Here is a 15,561-nt window from a genome sequence, read left to right on the forward strand (position 1 = left end):
ATTACAAATTATAAGTTTTTTATATAACATTTTCCATTTTCACAAGATAGTTTTTCAGGTGGATTCTTGCTCTGTGCAAGTAAACTTTTACCTGGGAAGGGTTAAGATCCATCATTTGTCCTATTTCCTCATAAGAATAACCTTCGTAATCTTTCAGGAGAATGAGAGATCGTTGAACTTCGCTCAATCTTGCTAATGCTTTATCGATCACTTCTTTAGCATTAGTAATTTTATGGTCTGCTATTTTTTCTTCTTCTTTAAACTGATCAACTAATGTAATCCGCTTTACCTTTCGCACATGATCGATCATATTGTGGTAACCAACTGTGAACAGGTATGATTTAGCCTTTTCAAAAGGCACATCCTGACAGTGTTTCCACAATATCTCGAATGAATTCTGTACTACGTCTCGTGCATCTTCCGCATGGTCAAGATTTTTAATGATAAAGCGGAATAAATTATCCGAATACAGATCCACGCATTTATTGTATTCCTTTTCCGTCATTCCGGTGGTGCGGGATTTTAGTGCTAAGTTCCGACAAATACATGAATACCCATCAATGACACATCCATTTCAGTTACCCACACCTTCACTCCAAAGCCAGCAAACCTTCTCACAGTTGTAGTAACATGAATCTTAATGCTGAAAAACAAGAACTTATCCAGTATAATATATTATAACTTAGGAAAATTACTTATTTCTATGCTTTCTGTATGCATGGCATTAGTAGTCATGATAGTACTATGACGGAGTGCAAGTATTAAATGTTACACCTTAGTAAAACTTTTTACGAATATGCCCGTTACTGATTTACACGATGTAGAATCGTAATACATTTATTGCCAATATATCGGAAGATCCAATTAAAATATTGCATTTTTTATGAATGAGAAGTTTATTACCCGGATTCGGGAAGAACTCGGCGATATCGAAAAAGCCGGTCTGTATAAGAGAGAGCGTATAATTACATCTGAGCAGGGAGCTGAAATACAGGTAGGTGGCAAAACAGTACTAAACTTTTGTGCTAATAATTACCTGGGCCTGTCGTCACACCCGGCTGTAATTAAGGCAGCAAAAGAAGCTATTGATACACATGGATATGGTATGAGTAGTGTACGTTTCATTTGCGGAACCCAGGATATTCACCGGGAACTGGAGCAAAAAATCGCAAAATTCCTTGGAACTGAAGACACCATATTATACGTTGCGGCTTTTGATGCTAATGGCGGTGTATTTGAGCCATTATTTAATGAACAGGATGCTATCATTTCAGATGCACTGAATCATGCCTCCATTATTGATGGGGTTCGTCTTTGCAAAGCTCAACGCTACCGCTACGAACACAACAATATGGATGACCTGGAAGCCAAACTGAAAGAAGCTAAAGATTGCCGTAGCCGTATTATTGTTACTGATGGCTCATTTAGTATGGATGGCACCATCGCACAATTAGATAAAATCTGCGAACTGGCCGATAAATATGATGCCATTGTAATGTCTGACGAAAGCCATTCTTCCGGCTTCCTGGGCAAAACCGGCCGTGGTACTCATGAATACAGAGGAGTTATGGGCCGCGTTGACATTATTACTGGTACCCTGGGTAAGGCTTTGGGTGGCGCTTCCGGTGGTTTTACCAGCGGTCGTAAAGAGGTAATCGATATTCTACGCCAACGTAGCAGACCTTATCTCTTCTCTAATTCCGTAGCTCCTACTATCGTGGGTGCGTCTATTGCTGTTTTAGATATGCTGAGCGAAACAACTGCTCTCAGAGATAAATTAGAATATAATACCAAATATTTCCGCTCTAAAATGACCGAAGCTGGCTTCGATATTAAGCCAGGTGATCACCCGATTGTACCGGTAATGCTGTATGATGCAGTATTGAGCGCGAAATTCGCTGATCGTTTGCTCGAAGAAGGTATTTATGTAATTGGATTCTTCTTCCCTGTTGTGCCTAAAGGCCAGGCAAGAATCAGAGTTCAGCTCAGTGCCGCTCATGAACAGGAGCATCTCGACAAAGCCATTGCCGCATTTACTAAAGTCGGTAAGGAATTGGGCGTTATCAAATAAGTTTTTAGTATGAAAAATCGCATAGAGGGCCATGCTTACAAGCATGGTCCTCTTTTTATATCCTTGTTTTGTAAATAAAATTGAGATACGGGTTTAAAAGGGTCTTTTACTGTACTTTTGCGATCAAATTATCGTATTTAATATGCTGACGAAAAGATTTGGCTGGGTTTTATTAGCTATTGGATTATCGCTGACTGCCTGTGCGCCTAACAACGTAAAAGTCGTTAAAGACTGGGAAAAATACTTCGCTGAAAACAAAGTAGAAGGTACTTTCATGTTGTTTAACAACAGTCAGGGTGTCTTCAAAGTATATAACATCGATAGAGCATCCCAACGCTTTAAGCCAACATCTACCTTCAATATTTTAAATTCCCTCGTTGGTTTTCATACCGGAGCTATTAAAGATTCCAATATGGTCATTTCTGTAGATAGTAGTAATGTGACCATGGCTCAGGCTTTCAAAGGCTCTGTAGAACCCTATTTTCAGGAAATTGCCAGAAAGATCGGACAACCAACCATGCAATCCTGGTTGGATTCCATTAAATATGGTAATATGAAAATCAGCCGGGTAGATACTTTCTGGCTGGATAACTCATTACTGATTTCACCGGATGAAGAATTAGGATTTGTTAAACAATTGTATTTTGACAAACTCCCGTTTGCAAAAACTACCATGAAATCGGTAAGAGACGTGATGCTGATGGAAAAAACACCAAAATATGAGCTGTCTTACAAAACAGGATTTGAGACAAAAGATTCGAAGAAAATAGGATGGATTGTTGGCTGGATAGAAGAAAACAGACATCCATCATTCTTTGTATTAAATGTTGAATCCGAGAAACCCGATGCTGATATTCAAAAAGCGACTATGAGTATTTTCAGGGATATTTTAGCAGATGCCGGGTACTTTAAAGGAGAGATGTAATTGATTTATAATATTTTAAAAGCCGGGAGCGTTGAAAATGCTCCCGGCTTTTTTTGTCCTCAACCGTTAAAAAAACGATAAATCCCCCCTTGATCCTCTTGCAATACGTGACAAAAAAATTATTTTTGATAACTTACCTGGTTTACTACCGGTAACGGATATCTTAAAATCGAATATGTTACGATTTCAACATAGTGAGTATTTATGGGCCCTGGTGCTATTGCTGGTTCTTCAGGCGGCATTTTTGGGTGTTTCCTGGTGGAAACGCCGCTCTATTCGTAAAGTAGGCGACCCAGCGCTGGTAGAAAAATTATTCACCGGGTATTCCCGTAAACTATTTGTAGTAAAGTTTCTGCTGATTTTCCTGGCCTTCTTCTTTGGTGTTATTGGTCTTGCCAACCTACAGAAAGGTAGCAAAATGGAAAAAATCACCAGGAAGGGTGTAGACGTGGTAATTGCCCTGGATGTAAGTAAAAGTATGATGGCTACCGATATACAGCCGGATCGTCTTACCCGTGCCAAGCAACTGATCAGCAAGTTGATGGACAAACTGGATAATGACCGTATCGGGTTAGTTGTATTTGCCGGTAATGCTTACCTTCAAATGCCTTTAACAGTTGACTATTCTGCTGCTAAAATGTATCTCAGCACCGTTTCCCCGGATATGATCCCTACCCAGGGTACGGCAATCGGGCAAGCTATAAGTGTTGCTGATGATGCCTTTAATAAGAAGGAACGTAAACACAAGGCACTTGTTGTAATTTCTGATGGTGAAGACCATGATGAAACTGCCATTCAAAAAACAAAAGCTGCATTTGAAAATGGTGTTGTCACAAATACGATAGGTATAGGCTCTGTAAATGGTTCTCCGCTTCCAGATCCTGAAACCGGTGGCTATAAAAAAGATAGACAGGGTAATACTGTTATTTCAAAATTAAATGAAGAAGAGCTGAAGTCTATCGCTTCTGCAGGTAAAGGAATCTACCAACATTTAGAGAATAACACAGATGATGTTGTAAATACACTAGCCAACAAAATCGATAGTATGGAACAAAAAGAATTCGGAGAGAATATCTTTACTGATTATAACAGCTATTTCCAATATTTCCTTGGAATTTGCCTGGCTCTCCTGTTGATTGAATTCTTTATTCCTGAAGTGCGTTTTCCTAAAACTGCCAGCAAACAGGCAGCATAATCGATAAGGACATGAAAATCAAACAATTAAAATATAGTTTCCTATTCGCTTTTGTACTGGGTGCCATCTCTGTGAGCGCTCAGACAGGCACGAATGCACTTATTCGAAAAGGAAACGACTTATATCAGAAACAACAATATACTGATGCCGAAGCAGCCTATAAAAAGGCGCTCGAAAAAGATGCTAAATCTGCTGTAGGTAGCTATAATCTCGGTAACTCATTCTATAAGCAAAAACGCTATGATGATGCCCGCACTCAGTATGCCAATAGCCTTAAACTTGGAAATCAGCCCAACAGCATGAAATCAAATGCCGATTATAATATCGGTAATACATTCATGGAAGGCAAAAAATGGGAAGAGAGTATTAAGTCTTACAAACAGGCACTTAAACTGAATCCTAACGACGAAGATGCCCGCTACAACCTGGCCTACGCTCAGGCCATGCTGAAAAAACAACAACAAGGCGGCGGTGGTAACGATAACAAAGACAAAAAAGATCAGAATAAAGATAAAAAAGACAATAAGGATCAAAATAAAGACCAGAACAAAGATCAGAACAAGGATCAACAGAATAAAGATCAACAAAACAAAGACAAGGATAAAGACAAAAAAGATCAAAATAAAGATCAACAAAATAAAGATCAGCAAAATAAAGACCAGGAAAAGGAACAGGAAAATCAGAAGCCGGAGCCTCAGCCAAGTAAAATGACGAAACAGGAGGCCGAAAGATACCTGCAAGCGATATCTCAACAGGAAAAGAAACTGCAGGACAAAGCAAAGAAGGTAAAAGGTCAGCAGGTTCCAGTAGAAAAAGATTGGTAAAAATATTGAACATCCGGAAGCACAATACTTCCGGATGTTTTTATTTACGAGCAGATGGTATACTACCAGTGTATTTTTTGAATGCTTTTATAAAATGAGCCTGATCATAATACCCGGCTTCCAATGCAATATGCGTTAAGGACCTATCCTGCTTCTGCATAATAGCCCACGCTCCAATAAATCTAAAATTATCTATATAGGCTTTAGGGCTAACATTCATATACCAACGAAAATTACGTTCCAGCCACTTATAGTTTACTTTCAGCCTCTGGCATAAATCCTTTACAGAAATAAGCCCGTTACACTCCTTCACCATATCTACAGCTATTTTCAGTACAGCATTCCCTGTGATCAGAGCTGGACAATGATTTGAATAAAATGAGTTTAAGATAGCAATCCTATCATTTATAGATCTTCCCTTTTTTAGTTGATCCAATAATGCCCCGTACTGTACCGGAAGTCGCGAAATTGTTGCAGAATCAGACAATTCAGGCAGATAATCGGCTGCATCAGCATGAAACTTTATCACCAAAAGTTCAATCCTATCCCCGGTTAATTCGAGATACACATTCTCCAGAACTCCGCGGCATAGGAATCCTTGCTCAATTCTTTTATTTTTATCAGCAATGAGTCTGAAGCCTGTATCAGATAATACCAATACAATACCAGGCGTACCATCCAGTGCTGCCCACACTTTATGGACAGATCTGGCGGTATACCAGCAATAACAATCTATTACCTTCTTCAGCTCAGTAGCTGGAGCAAAGCGCCTAACAGCTGAAGTAGCATGATTATGTATAAGATGGGCAAGTATTTCGACCGGCATATGATAAAAATAAACAGAAGTGTCTAAAATCTACAATTTCCAACCCATTTCAACCAGTTACTTTGAAGAAAAAAATGATACTACCGATTGTAACCTATGGAGCCGATATTCTTCGCCAGATTGCTGATCCGGTTGAAGAATCGACACCCCGGCTTCAGGAATTAATTAGTAATATGAAGGCCACAATGATTAATGCAAGAGGTGCAGGACTGGCTGCATCACAGGTAAATAGGCCCTTACAGCTTTTTTTAATAGAAACAGATGACTATTTCGGTGTTTTCATCAATCCTGCAATTATCTGGTATAGTGAAGATACAAATTCGGATACTGAAGGTTGTTTAAGTATCCCTGGAATTTCTCAATCTGTAACCCGATCAAATTCTATTACCATCAGATGGCAGGATGAATTATTTGCAGGCCATGAACAAACGTTTCATGGCGAAACTGCCAGGGCTATACAACATGAATACGACCATACTCAGGGCATACTATATCTGGATCATTTACAGCCGCTGCAACGAACATTACTGAAAAATAAATTACAAACTATTCTGCGGGGAGGAATAAAAACACCTTATCCGATGCTTAGGCTATAAAGAAGCCGGAATACGACTATTCCGGCTATTTTACCTAAACCTACAAACTGTTACATGTGTAACAATTCTCTTTACCGTATTAAAAAAATAGGAAGCAAGGTTCCGTTTTAATGAGTCATAAATTCCATCTGCTTATTTCTTGCTTCCCGCTTTAAACACAGAATTATTTTTAAAAGTAGTTGCGGAACTGCTTTCATGAAGTACAGAGAAATTGGGTTAAAGACGTAAAAAATGAAAAAGACAAAGATAGATGGAGCCTGATGGCGGTCGTTAGGACAATCCGCGTATTTACTTGTACTATTTGAACATCATATCTCTAAACTCCTGTGGAGAAAGTGCTGTATTATTTTTGAAAAATCTGCTGAAATAGGCCGGATCTTCAAAGCCCAACTCATAACAAATTTCCTTTATGCTTTTTCTGCTAAACGATAATTGACGCTTAGCTTCCAATGTGATGCGGTCGTGAAGTAATTCTGTAACGGTTCTTCCAGTACAATCCTTTGTAATCTCATTCAGGCGTTTGGGAGTTAAAGAGAAGGAATTTGCATAAAAGATTACCTGATGTTCTGCTCTGAAATGTTGTTCGAGCAGCCTGCGGAGCTGAACAACCCTTGCATCATAAGCACTGGAGGGCATGTAATTGGCATCCCTATGCATCTTTTCCTTTTCTGTTAGTAGCAGGAAAGCACTTAGATAGTGCTTTAGGATAGCAAAGCAATGATAATCAAGGTTTTCTTTCTCCCTAATCATCAGGTCGATTAATCCGATCAGAGAATTACTGTTGGAAGAAGTAATGGTAATCGGGTTATAACCTTTCCATGTATCAAAAAGTGTGGTAAAGTCGAATAAGGTTTCCTTATCCTGTCGGTTTGTGAAATAAAACTGCTCAGTAAAGTAAATGCTGTATCCCGAGCTTTCACAGTCAACCTGATGTACTTGTCCGGGGCGCAGGAAAAAGATCATATTATCTTCAACATCATACCACTCAAAATCGACCATATGTCGGCCTTTTGCCTTAATAAACCAGATAATCTGGAAATAATCGTGGCGATGTGGAAGATTTGAAAATTCTCCTTTAAACGCTGACAGAGGTAATACCCCAAACTGGCTCTCTTCTGGCAGGTTTTGATAAGGTATGTCGATATGTTTGTTAATTAACATAACAATTACATCAAATGTAAGGGATTTCTGTTGCGAAAAACCTTCCGTTCGTGGAATTTAATATCGCTTTAAGTCGGATAGCCTTATTAACTTTGCTAACGCAGGAAAACAGAAAAATCTATGCAACGCTATTGCAACTCTCTTACAGAATACAAGCGATTGGCCACACTGGAAGTAAAAGTGGGTGATTTAATCATTGGAAACAACCATCCAATCCGTATTCAGACTATGACCACTACGGATACGATGGATACTGCCGGCACTGTGGCGCAGGCTATCCGCTGTATCGAAGCCGGTGCTGAGCTGGTACGTATTACAGCCCCCAGTAAAAAAGAAGCTGAGAACCTGCTCGCAATTAAGAACGAATTGCGCCAGAAAGGTTATAATACCCCATTGGTAGCCGACATTCACTTTACACCAAATGCAGCTGAAATTGCAGCCCGCATTGTTGAAAAGGTTCGTATTAATCCGGGCAACTATGTCGATAAAAAGAAATTCGAGCAACTGGAATATACTGATAGCGAATATCTGGAAGAAATAGACAGAATCAGAGAGCGCTTTACACCATTGGTAAAAATCTGTCAGGAACATGGTACCGCTATGCGTATCGGAACCAATCATGGCTCCCTTAGCGACCGTATTATGAGCAGATATGGTGATACTCCTATGGGCATGGTGGAAAGTGCAATGGAATTCCTACGTATTGCAGAAGATCTTCAATACAGAAACATTGTACTGAGCATGAAAGCCAGCAACCCACAGGTAATGGTGCAGGCATATCGGTTACTTGTTCATACTATGCAACAGGAGCTGGGTCACTGCTACCCTCTTCACCTGGGCGTTACAGAAGCCGGCGACGGAGAAGACGGACGTATCAAATCTGCCATCGGTATCGGTACCCTGCTGGAAGATGGTATTGGTGATACTATCAGGGTTTCCCTCACAGAAGATCCGGAGTTTGAGCTACCTGTGTGTAAAGACATCGTTAAGCGCTATACTAACCGTAACGATCAAACGAAAATACTTCCTGTAACAAATATTACTTATTCACCTTTTGAATATACACGTCGTTCTACTACCGCAACAGAGAATATCGGCGAGAAGCAAGTACCGGTTGTAGTAGCTGATTTTAGCGGTCGAACAACCCTTCAGCTATCAGACCTCGCAGGAATTGGTTATAACTACGACGAACCCAGCGATAAATGGAATATTGGAGATGCGGCAGCCGATTATATTTACACAGGCAACACCCTCCCTTCTTTTGCATTACCAGGCACACTTAGAGTGCTTATGAATGCAGAAAGCTGGAATTCACTAGCCGATAAGCAATTGGCAGTACCGCTGTTTGAAGCTGATAATTACGCTCCAACTACAGCGTCTCTCAATTTTGTAAAAGTAAACTGCCTGCAACTCGAACAACCGGGTGTACAATCTTTACTAGATACCCTTGCAGACTCCCAGGTATCCTCAAAAACTGTAATAGTGGCTGAAGCTACAGGAGATCTTGCCATGGCAGCCGTTCGCCGACTGTTCATTCTATTGGAAGAGAAGCACATCTCTTCTCCTGTTATTATTCACAGCATTAGCAACTGGCCTTCAATAGATGAGCATCTGATACATCATGCCATTGAAGCCGGCGCTTTGTTGCTGGATGGTTTTGGAGATGGCATATGGTTGACAAATACTCCAGTTATCAATGATATTGCTACGCTTAATAACATTGCGTTTGGCATTTTGCAGGCTACCCGTACCCGTATTTCCAAGACCGAATATATTAGCTGTCCGTCCTGTGGCCGTACCCTCTTCGATTTGCAGGAAACAACTGCCCGAATCAGAGCGGTTACCCATCACCTGAAAGGCGTTAAAATCGCGATTATGGGATGTATTGTAAATGGACCCGGAGAAATGGCTGATGCTGATTTTGGATATGTAGGTAGCGGAGTTGGTAAAATTACACTGTACAAAGGCAAGGAAATCGTTAAACGAGGCCTCAATAGTGATGTTGCCGTTGATGAATTAATCAACCTGATAAGAGACAATGGAATGTGGGTAGAAAAGGCTTAAATGTTGATTAAAAAAAACGAAGATTTGTTCTAATAACTGAGAAAATTGATTAATTTTTCATAAAACATTCATTATGAAAAAGCTCCTCACCGGAATGCTGGCACTCTTCATGGGCTTAAGTGTGACCATGGCCCAGACTCCGGCAACCTCAAAGCAAGAGACCAAATCTCCGAAAACTAAAACTGAAAAAGCAGCAAAGAAAGAAGAAGCTAAAAAGGCCGATAAAAAAGACGAAGCCCCAACCGCTTCTGCTGCCAAAACAAAAAAAGACGGTACTCCAGACAAACGATTTAAAGAAAACAAAGAAAGTAAAACAAAGCCTGAAGCAGCCGGACCAACCAAAAAAGACGGTACTCCGGATATGCGCTATAAAGCAAATAACAAAAATGCCGGCAAGAAAAAATCCTAGCATTTATTTACCTTATTATTTTGCACACAATGGGTGACTCATCTGAGGCACCCATTGTGCTTTTATAACCATATCCACACACATATTACCGCTCTTCCACTTTATTTGGTATCCCTATAAAAAATCAGATACTCCGCTTACAGTAATATTTTAGTTTTATTCCTTTCACAACGCTATAGTTATAACCATAAGTTATGGGTGATAGTTATTAGTAATTTGACCCAAGGGCACGCCCCTATTACTTTTGCACCATATCACCAACCTGTAATTCAAAATGGAGACCACAAAAGTCCAACGTTACAAACGGATTATTTCCGGCACCCTCTGTTGTATGTTGCTTTTAGTTTTGGTGGCTGGTTTAGAAACATTTATGTTGTTATTTAAAGAGCCTTCAACCAACAAAACAGTTAGCAATGCATCAGCAACCCAGCAGTTATGGAAACCACCACCAGCAACTTCTATTCCTGGCGGTGAGAAAGGGAACAGTATTGTTTATGGCCAATCGCTTATCCGGGAAACAGCGCATTTTCTTGGCCCAAAAGGATCTGTACTTCAGATCAGTAATGGAATGAATTGCCAGAATTGTCACCTGCAGGCAGGAACAAAACCATTTGGCAATAACTACAGCCTTGTAGCTACCTCGTATCCGAAATTCAGAGCACGTTCAAATGGAGTTGAAACATTGTACAAAAGAATCAGTGATTGCTTCGAACGCAGCCTGAACGGAAAAGCTCCTGACAGTACCAGCAAGGAAATGGTAGCCATTAAAGATTACATCGAATGGGTAGGAAGCCAGGTTCCACCTAAAGAAAAACCTTTAGGCAGTGGCATTACCAGCTTACCTTTTCTTACTCGTGCTGCTGATCCGGCAAAAGGCTCAAAGGTTTATAAACAACAATGTAAGAGTTGCCATGGCAGTAACGGAGAAGGCGTAAAAGATGACGATGGAATCGCATTCATATACCCTCCGCTCTGGGGAGGCGAGAGTTATAATGATGCCGCCGGACTTTACCGCTTATCGAAGTTTGCCGGTTATGTGAAATACAATATGCCTTACGGTACTGATTTCAACGCTCCGGTTCTCAAAGATGAAGAAGCCTGGGATCTGGCCGCCTTCGTAAACTCGCAACCACGACCACATAAAGATCAATCGGCCGATTGGAAAGATATCAAACAAAAACCTATTGATTTTCCTTTCGGACCGTATGCAGATAATTTAACTGAAGAACAACACAAATTCGGACCTTTTAAAAAGAATCACCAATGAGCCTAAAGAAGTTTGCATTATTAAGCATTTGCTGTCTGATATTTTCACTGCCTTATGCCATGAGCCAGCATAAAGCCAAATACAAAGCTGTGTATCAGCTGAATAGCGATGATGATAAAACTATCAGAAATACGCTTAGAAATATCAAAAATGCATTGGAAGATCCCCGCTTAAAGGGTAAGGTGAAAATTGAACTGGTTGCTCATGGAGGTGGTGTTACTGCTTATAAAAAAGATCACCCTTATGAAACGCTTTTAAAAGAGCTGCAAGATAAGGGTGTAATCCTGGTTGAGTGTGAAAACACTCTCAGGGAAAGGAATATAGCTAAAGAGGAACTATTCCCATTTATACAATATACTCCCAGTGGTAACGGTGAATTAATTATCAAACAGAAAGAAGGATGGGCTTACGTGCATCCATAAACGAAAAAATATGAAACAGAAGATCTTTGCTATAATTACAATACTATTATTCACTACCGGTGCCTATGCGCAGGACCATCGGTTCGATCCGCCATGGAACCAGGTTCCTGAAGGAGGGGTGTATTTCACTGTGCCGGGGATTGATAATGCGCCAGACCTCTATGGCGATATTATAGACCCCCAGTTGGTTATCTTCTTTGCAGGTAATCAATTTATGGTGATAGATTCATTAATTCATGATTTCAAAAAGGCTTATCCACAATACCAGCGGGTATTTGCAGAAACACTACCACCAGGCATCCTCGCAAAACAGATCATTAGTGGCAGCCTTGTTATGGGGAATCTGAAAATTGATATACGTCCAGATATTTACACAGCAGGAAAAACAAGGATCGATCAGCTAAAAGATAGCTTCTCCATCGTTAAAAACTATGCAGGTAACAAACTGGCTATCATGGTTCGCAAAGGAAATCCTAAACAGATTAAGGGATTGAGCGACTTAGCAGCAGCAAACATCAAGGTAAGTATGCCTAATCCTGAATGGGAAGGAATTGGAAAACGTATTGAGGAAGCATATGTGAAAGCCGATGGAGATGCCCTTCAACAAGCCATTATGAAAACGAAGGTAAAGCAAGGAACAACCTGGCTAACCAAAATCCATCATCGTGAAACTCCTATGCGTATACTGTATAATCAATCAGATGCCGGGCCAGTATGGTATACAGAGGCATATTACCAGCAAATGCTGAAGCATCCTATAGATCTGGTTCCAATTCCTGAGAAACACAATATTTATGCATCTTATTGGGCTGGTATTTTAAAATCTGCCCCTCATAAACAGGCAGCTACTGACTTCCTTAACTTTATGTTAAGCGAAAAAGGGCAGGCTATTTACAGGCACTTTGGCTTTACACCGCCGGAGATCTAAGGGATTTTTGTAATTTTATTGCATGTTCGATTTCAGACTTAAGGTTTTTTATACCGTTGCCAAACGTCTCAGCTTCACTAAAGCTGCAGAAGAATTATATATTTCGCAACCTGCTGTCACCAAGCATATACATGAATTGGAGCAGCAGCTGGGTATGGCCTTATTTGAAAGGATCGGAAATAAGATTAAACTGACCCGAGCAGGATTATTGGTCTTACATCATGCAGAAATTATTTTCACTGATTACCGGAACCTGGAATACGATGTTAATCAATTAAAGCATATGCAGGGGGGATTATTACCTATTGGTGCCAGTTCAACGATTGCCCAATATTTACTTCCCCCTGTATTGGCAAAATTCAATCAGCGCTATCCTGATGTTAAAACCTCACTGGTTAATGGGAATACCGAACAGATCGAGCAGGCATTGTTTGAAAAAACTATTCAGCTGGGGATAATTGAAGGTAATTCCAAGAACCCACTACTGAAATATGTGGAGTTTGCGAAAGATGAAATAGTGCTTGTCGGAAATGCTAACCATCAATATGGTAACGGAGAAGCTTTATTGGCAACCGATTTGAAAACAATACCATTGTTGATGCGAGAACATGGTTCCGGAACGCTGGAAGTAATTACAGACGAATTAAAGAGATTGAAATTAAAAATCACTGACCTGAATATAGCCATGTATATGGGTAGTTCAGAGAGTATAAAATCATATTTACATTATTCTCCATGCGCTGCATTCATCTCCTTACAGGCAGTGCAACGTGAACTTGAAGCGGGAGAGTTTAAGATCATCCCAATAAAAAATTTCAAGCTGGTAAGAAAGCTGCATTTTATTTATCTGCAAGGTTTACAGGATAAGCTTTGCCAACTGTTTATAAAGTTTGCACGTCAGAATCTTAGCGAGTAATAAAATTATTAGGCAACTCCCAGTATTGCATATCATTCACTTGTTTTGTCGGACTCATTCCAAGATGTTCAAGAATTCGTTTGGAGCTTAGATTTGATATATGGCATTCGGCTATCAATTGCTTAACATCAGGTTGTTTAAAAGCCCAATCGGCCATGGCTTCAGCAGCTTCTTTCATATACCCCTGATTCTGGTATGCCGGTAAAACAGAGTATCCGATTTCTACGGAGCCATTACCATCTGGCCGGCCTTTAAAGCCAACATTTCCTATCACTGTTTTAAGGTCTTTATTTACGATGATCCACATAAGCCATGGAAAGCTTTTGGGGTCGTGCTGCAGCAATTTTATGAAATGCGGTAGCAACTCCCTCAGCTCCTGCTGGGGCCAGTCATCAGGTATGGTGGCCGCCAGTTTATCTCCGGCATGCGGATGCCTTAGATAAAGTTCTGTTACAAGAGGTAGGCGACACGGATATATTAACAGACGTTTCGTTTGAAGGGGCAACATGAAAAAAATCTACCAGTTATTCGGCTGTATATTGCTAGTATCCAAGGTTTCACCAGGCTTTAAGGCATGGATCACCAGTCTTTGAATATCTTCGGTTAATGCTTTTAATTTCTCAGGAGTACCGGTTAGTGAAGGCATACTCCCATAATGGCAAGGTATTACATGCTTTACTTTAAGCAGGCGGGTGGCAAATGCAGCTTCCAGCGGGCCCATTGTAAACCTGTCGCCAATTGGTAATATGGCAATATCCGGCTCATAAATTTCACCTATAAGGCTCATATCACTGAATACTGAGGTATCTCCAGAATAATAAACTGATACATCATCACTCATCCAGATTATGAAACCATTGGTGGTATGCGGGTAGCCAATTTTCCCTTCAGGCAATGAAACATGCGCAAAGTGAAAGGCATTGGTCATGGTTATCTTTACATCCAGTAATGACACGGTACCACCTGCATTAATAGGTTCAAAAACATGGTCCGGAACTCCTGCTACTTCTTCCAGATACCATCTGATCATCGGATTAGCAATTACTTTGGGAGACTTCTGTAGTATGATGTCAGCAATTTTACTATCCAGATGATCACGGTGGCCATGGGTAATCAGGATAAGGTCTATTTTTTCAGGAATGGTTAATCCGGCAGGTAATGTAGGATTATTGGTATACCAGGGATCAATTAAAATGACGTGGCCTTCTGGTGTTGTCACCTGGAAACTTGCATGCCCCAGGAATTGAATTTTTGAATGCTGCGTGCTCATATTCTGGTGCTGATGGTTTGATATCTAAATATACTATTAATCAGGGAAAGAAAAACTATATAAAAAACGAGAGCCTGGCGCTTAAAACGCCAGGCTCTCTATAGAAAAATAAGTTCGTTTATTTATTTCCGTTGTAAGGTATAAATGATAGCAGCACTCTTATTTTCGAAGCTAATATTAGCTCTCCAGGTCATCATACTTCCAGCTTCTGTTACTTGTACTCTGTAACCCTCTGTAACATTTTTTGCTTTATCGCCGGTATAAAGTTTCTTGAATCCAAACATGCTAACGCCACCTTGCTTGGTAAGTGTCCATGCAATTTTCTGGGTTACAGGGTTACAACCATTTTCTGTAGAAGTAATGGTATAAGTACCCATTGCATAGTTATCAGGTAAAGACCAGGTGCTACCAATAAAGCATTTGGCATCTGCTTCATCGAAAACGGTTACTTTGGCTCTGTCCGGAATTCCTTCATACTTAATATCTGTCAGTACCCAATTACCTTTTACTGCAGCTTTATTAATGTCTGTAGTTACACCTTGTTTTGGAGAGCAGGAGGCAGCGATGATTGCTACAAATGCCAGAAATAGTGCTGCAAAGGAAAGTTTTTTCATTTGAATTGTATTTGTGTGTTTAAATGCCTGAGTATTCAACATACCTTTATTCTAAAAGGTTTTACGCATGCAA

The 15,561-nt window shown here is 40.2% G+C and carries 17 protein-coding genes; 11 read left to right on the forward strand and 6 right to left on the reverse strand.

Annotated features, from left to right (window positions below):
• Window positions 1-19 precede the first annotated feature (19 nt).
• Complete coding sequence (locus tag DVR12_RS09465) at window positions 20-505, reverse strand: RNA polymerase sigma factor (RefSeq protein WP_116975435.1); 486 nt, start codon at window positions 503-505, stop codon at window positions 20-22.
• 378 nt (window positions 506-883) lie between these two features.
• On the opposite strand from DVR12_RS09465, the gene kbl reads away from it, so the two are divergent.
• The 4 genes from kbl (at window position 884) to DVR12_RS09485 (ending at window position 5,015) form a co-directional block, all read left to right on the forward strand.
• Window positions 884-2,071: a glycine C-acetyltransferase gene (gene kbl / locus DVR12_RS09470; RefSeq protein WP_116975436.1), complete on the forward strand. Its 1,188-nt coding sequence runs from the start codon at window positions 884-886 to the stop codon at window positions 2,069-2,071.
• A gap of 142 nt (window positions 2,072-2,213) precedes the next feature.
• Window positions 2,214-2,996 (forward strand): penicillin-binding transpeptidase domain-containing protein, encoded by a 783-nt coding sequence (locus DVR12_RS09475; RefSeq protein WP_116975437.1) that lies wholly within the window; start codon window positions 2,214-2,216, stop codon window positions 2,994-2,996.
• A 175-nt stretch (window positions 2,997-3,171) separates the two neighbouring features.
• The gene (locus DVR12_RS09480; protein ID WP_116975438.1) at window positions 3,172-4,191 is read left to right on the forward strand and encodes a VWA domain-containing protein; all 1,020 of its coding nucleotides are present in this window, start codon (window positions 3,172-3,174) and stop codon (window positions 4,189-4,191) included.
• A gap of 11 nt (window positions 4,192-4,202) precedes the next feature.
• Window positions 4,203-5,015, forward strand: coding sequence for a tetratricopeptide repeat protein (locus DVR12_RS09485; protein WP_116975439.1), 813 nt, complete (start codon window positions 4,203-4,205; stop codon window positions 5,013-5,015).
• A gap of 40 nt (window positions 5,016-5,055) precedes the next feature.
• Here DVR12_RS09485 and DVR12_RS09490 read toward each other — a convergent pair whose 3' ends face one another.
• Window positions 5,056-5,841: a helix-turn-helix domain-containing protein gene (locus DVR12_RS09490; protein ID WP_116975440.1), complete on the reverse strand. Its 786-nt coding sequence runs from the start codon at window positions 5,839-5,841 to the stop codon at window positions 5,056-5,058.
• A gap of 62 nt (window positions 5,842-5,903) precedes the next feature.
• On the opposite strand from DVR12_RS09490, the gene def reads away from it, so the two are divergent.
• Window positions 5,904-6,437, forward strand: coding sequence for a peptide deformylase (gene def / locus DVR12_RS09495; RefSeq protein WP_199417082.1), 534 nt, complete (start codon window positions 5,904-5,906; stop codon window positions 6,435-6,437).
• 297 nt (window positions 6,438-6,734) lie between these two features.
• On the opposite strand, the gene DVR12_RS09500 is transcribed toward def, so the two are convergent.
• Entirely contained in the window at window positions 6,735-7,598 is an 864-nt protein-coding gene (locus tag DVR12_RS09500) for a helix-turn-helix domain-containing protein (protein WP_116975442.1), read from the reverse strand.
• A gap of 120 nt (window positions 7,599-7,718) precedes the next feature.
• Between DVR12_RS09500 and ispG the strand changes: the two genes are divergently transcribed.
• From ispG to DVR12_RS09530, 6 genes are all read left to right on the forward strand, one after another.
• Entirely contained in the window at window positions 7,719-9,662 is a 1,944-nt protein-coding gene (gene ispG / locus DVR12_RS09505; RefSeq protein WP_116975443.1) for a (E)-4-hydroxy-3-methylbut-2-enyl-diphosphate synthase, read from the forward strand.
• A gap of 73 nt (window positions 9,663-9,735) precedes the next feature.
• Complete coding sequence (locus DVR12_RS09510; protein WP_116975444.1) at window positions 9,736-10,071, forward strand: hypothetical protein; 336 nt, start codon at window positions 9,736-9,738, stop codon at window positions 10,069-10,071.
• A 274-nt stretch (window positions 10,072-10,345) separates the two neighbouring features.
• Window positions 10,346-11,338: a c-type cytochrome gene (locus tag DVR12_RS09515; protein WP_116975445.1), complete on the forward strand. Its 993-nt coding sequence runs from the start codon at window positions 10,346-10,348 to the stop codon at window positions 11,336-11,338.
• Window positions 11,335-11,760 (forward strand): DsrE family protein, encoded by a 426-nt coding sequence (locus tag DVR12_RS09520; protein WP_116975446.1) that lies wholly within the window; start codon window positions 11,335-11,337, stop codon window positions 11,758-11,760. Before DVR12_RS09515 ends, DVR12_RS09520 begins: the two co-directional genes overlap by 4 nt.
• 10 nt (window positions 11,761-11,770) lie before the next feature.
• On the forward strand, window positions 11,771-12,688 hold the full coding sequence (locus tag DVR12_RS09525; RefSeq protein ID WP_116975447.1) for a molybdate ABC transporter substrate-binding protein: 918 nt from the start codon (window positions 11,771-11,773) through the stop codon (window positions 12,686-12,688).
• 22 nt (window positions 12,689-12,710) lie between these two features.
• Window positions 12,711-13,604: a LysR substrate-binding domain-containing protein gene (locus DVR12_RS09530; RefSeq protein ID WP_116975448.1), complete on the forward strand. Its 894-nt coding sequence runs from the start codon at window positions 12,711-12,713 to the stop codon at window positions 13,602-13,604.
• On the opposite strand, the gene DVR12_RS09535 is transcribed toward DVR12_RS09530, so the two are convergent.
• From DVR12_RS09535 to DVR12_RS09545, 3 genes are all read right to left on the reverse strand, one after another.
• The gene (locus tag DVR12_RS09535; RefSeq protein WP_116975449.1) at window positions 13,594-14,112 is read right to left on the reverse strand and encodes a GNAT family N-acetyltransferase; all 519 of its coding nucleotides are present in this window, start codon (window positions 14,110-14,112) and stop codon (window positions 13,594-13,596) included. The two genes, DVR12_RS09530 and DVR12_RS09535, sit on opposite strands and share 11 nt — an antisense overlap.
• A 9-nt stretch (window positions 14,113-14,121) precedes the next feature.
• Entirely contained in the window at window positions 14,122-14,874 is a 753-nt protein-coding gene (locus DVR12_RS09540; protein WP_116975450.1) for a metal-dependent hydrolase, read from the reverse strand.
• A gap of 122 nt (window positions 14,875-14,996) precedes the next feature.
• The gene (locus tag DVR12_RS09545) at window positions 14,997-15,488 is read right to left on the reverse strand and encodes a lipocalin family protein (protein WP_158563243.1); all 492 of its coding nucleotides are present in this window, start codon (window positions 15,486-15,488) and stop codon (window positions 14,997-14,999) included.
• Window positions 15,489-15,561 lie beyond the last annotated feature (73 nt).

The sequence above is a fragment of the Chitinophaga silvatica genome, assembly GCF_003419895.1.
GTDB classification, from domain to species: Bacteria; Bacteroidota; Bacteroidia; order Chitinophagales; family Chitinophagaceae; genus Chitinophaga; species Chitinophaga silvatica.

Coding starts and splice junctions, on each gene's coding strand:
- DVR12_RS09530 (WP_116975448.1), top strand. CDS start 12,711: ATGTTCGATTTCAGACTTAAGGTTTTTTATACCGTTGCCAAACGTCTC.
- DVR12_RS09500 (WP_116975442.1), bottom strand. CDS start 7,598: ATGTTAATTAACAAACATATCGACATACCTTATCAAAACCTGCCAGAA.
- DVR12_RS09510 (WP_116975444.1), top strand. CDS start 9,736: ATGAAAAAGCTCCTCACCGGAATGCTGGCACTCTTCATGGGCTTAAGT.
- DVR12_RS09480 (WP_116975438.1), top strand. CDS start 3,172: ATGTTACGATTTCAACATAGTGAGTATTTATGGGCCCTGGTGCTATTG.
- DVR12_RS09525 (WP_116975447.1), top strand. CDS start 11,771: ATGAAACAGAAGATCTTTGCTATAATTACAATACTATTATTCACTACC.
- DVR12_RS09520 (WP_116975446.1), top strand. CDS start 11,335: ATGAGCCTAAAGAAGTTTGCATTATTAAGCATTTGCTGTCTGATATTT.
- DVR12_RS09545 (WP_158563243.1), bottom strand. CDS start 15,488: ATGAAAAAACTTTCCTTTGCAGCACTATTTCTGGCATTTGTAGCAATC.
- DVR12_RS09490 (WP_116975440.1), bottom strand. CDS start 5,841: ATGCCGGTCGAAATACTTGCCCATCTTATACATAATCATGCTACTTCA.
- DVR12_RS09515 (WP_116975445.1), top strand. CDS start 10,346: ATGGAGACCACAAAAGTCCAACGTTACAAACGGATTATTTCCGGCACC.
- DVR12_RS09475 (WP_116975437.1), top strand. CDS start 2,214: ATGCTGACGAAAAGATTTGGCTGGGTTTTATTAGCTATTGGATTATCG.
- DVR12_RS09540 (WP_116975450.1), bottom strand. CDS start 14,874: ATGAGCACGCAGCATTCAAAAATTCAATTCCTGGGGCATGCAAGTTTC.
- DVR12_RS09485 (WP_116975439.1), top strand. CDS start 4,203: ATGAAAATCAAACAATTAAAATATAGTTTCCTATTCGCTTTTGTACTG.
- DVR12_RS09535 (WP_116975449.1), bottom strand. CDS start 14,112: ATGTTGCCCCTTCAAACGAAACGTCTGTTAATATATCCGTGTCGCCTA.
- DVR12_RS09465 (WP_116975435.1), bottom strand. CDS start 505: ATGACGGAAAAGGAATACAATAAATGCGTGGATCTGTATTCGGATAAT.
- kbl (WP_116975436.1), top strand. CDS start 884: ATGAATGAGAAGTTTATTACCCGGATTCGGGAAGAACTCGGCGATATC.
- ispG (WP_116975443.1), top strand. CDS start 7,719: ATGCAACGCTATTGCAACTCTCTTACAGAATACAAGCGATTGGCCACA.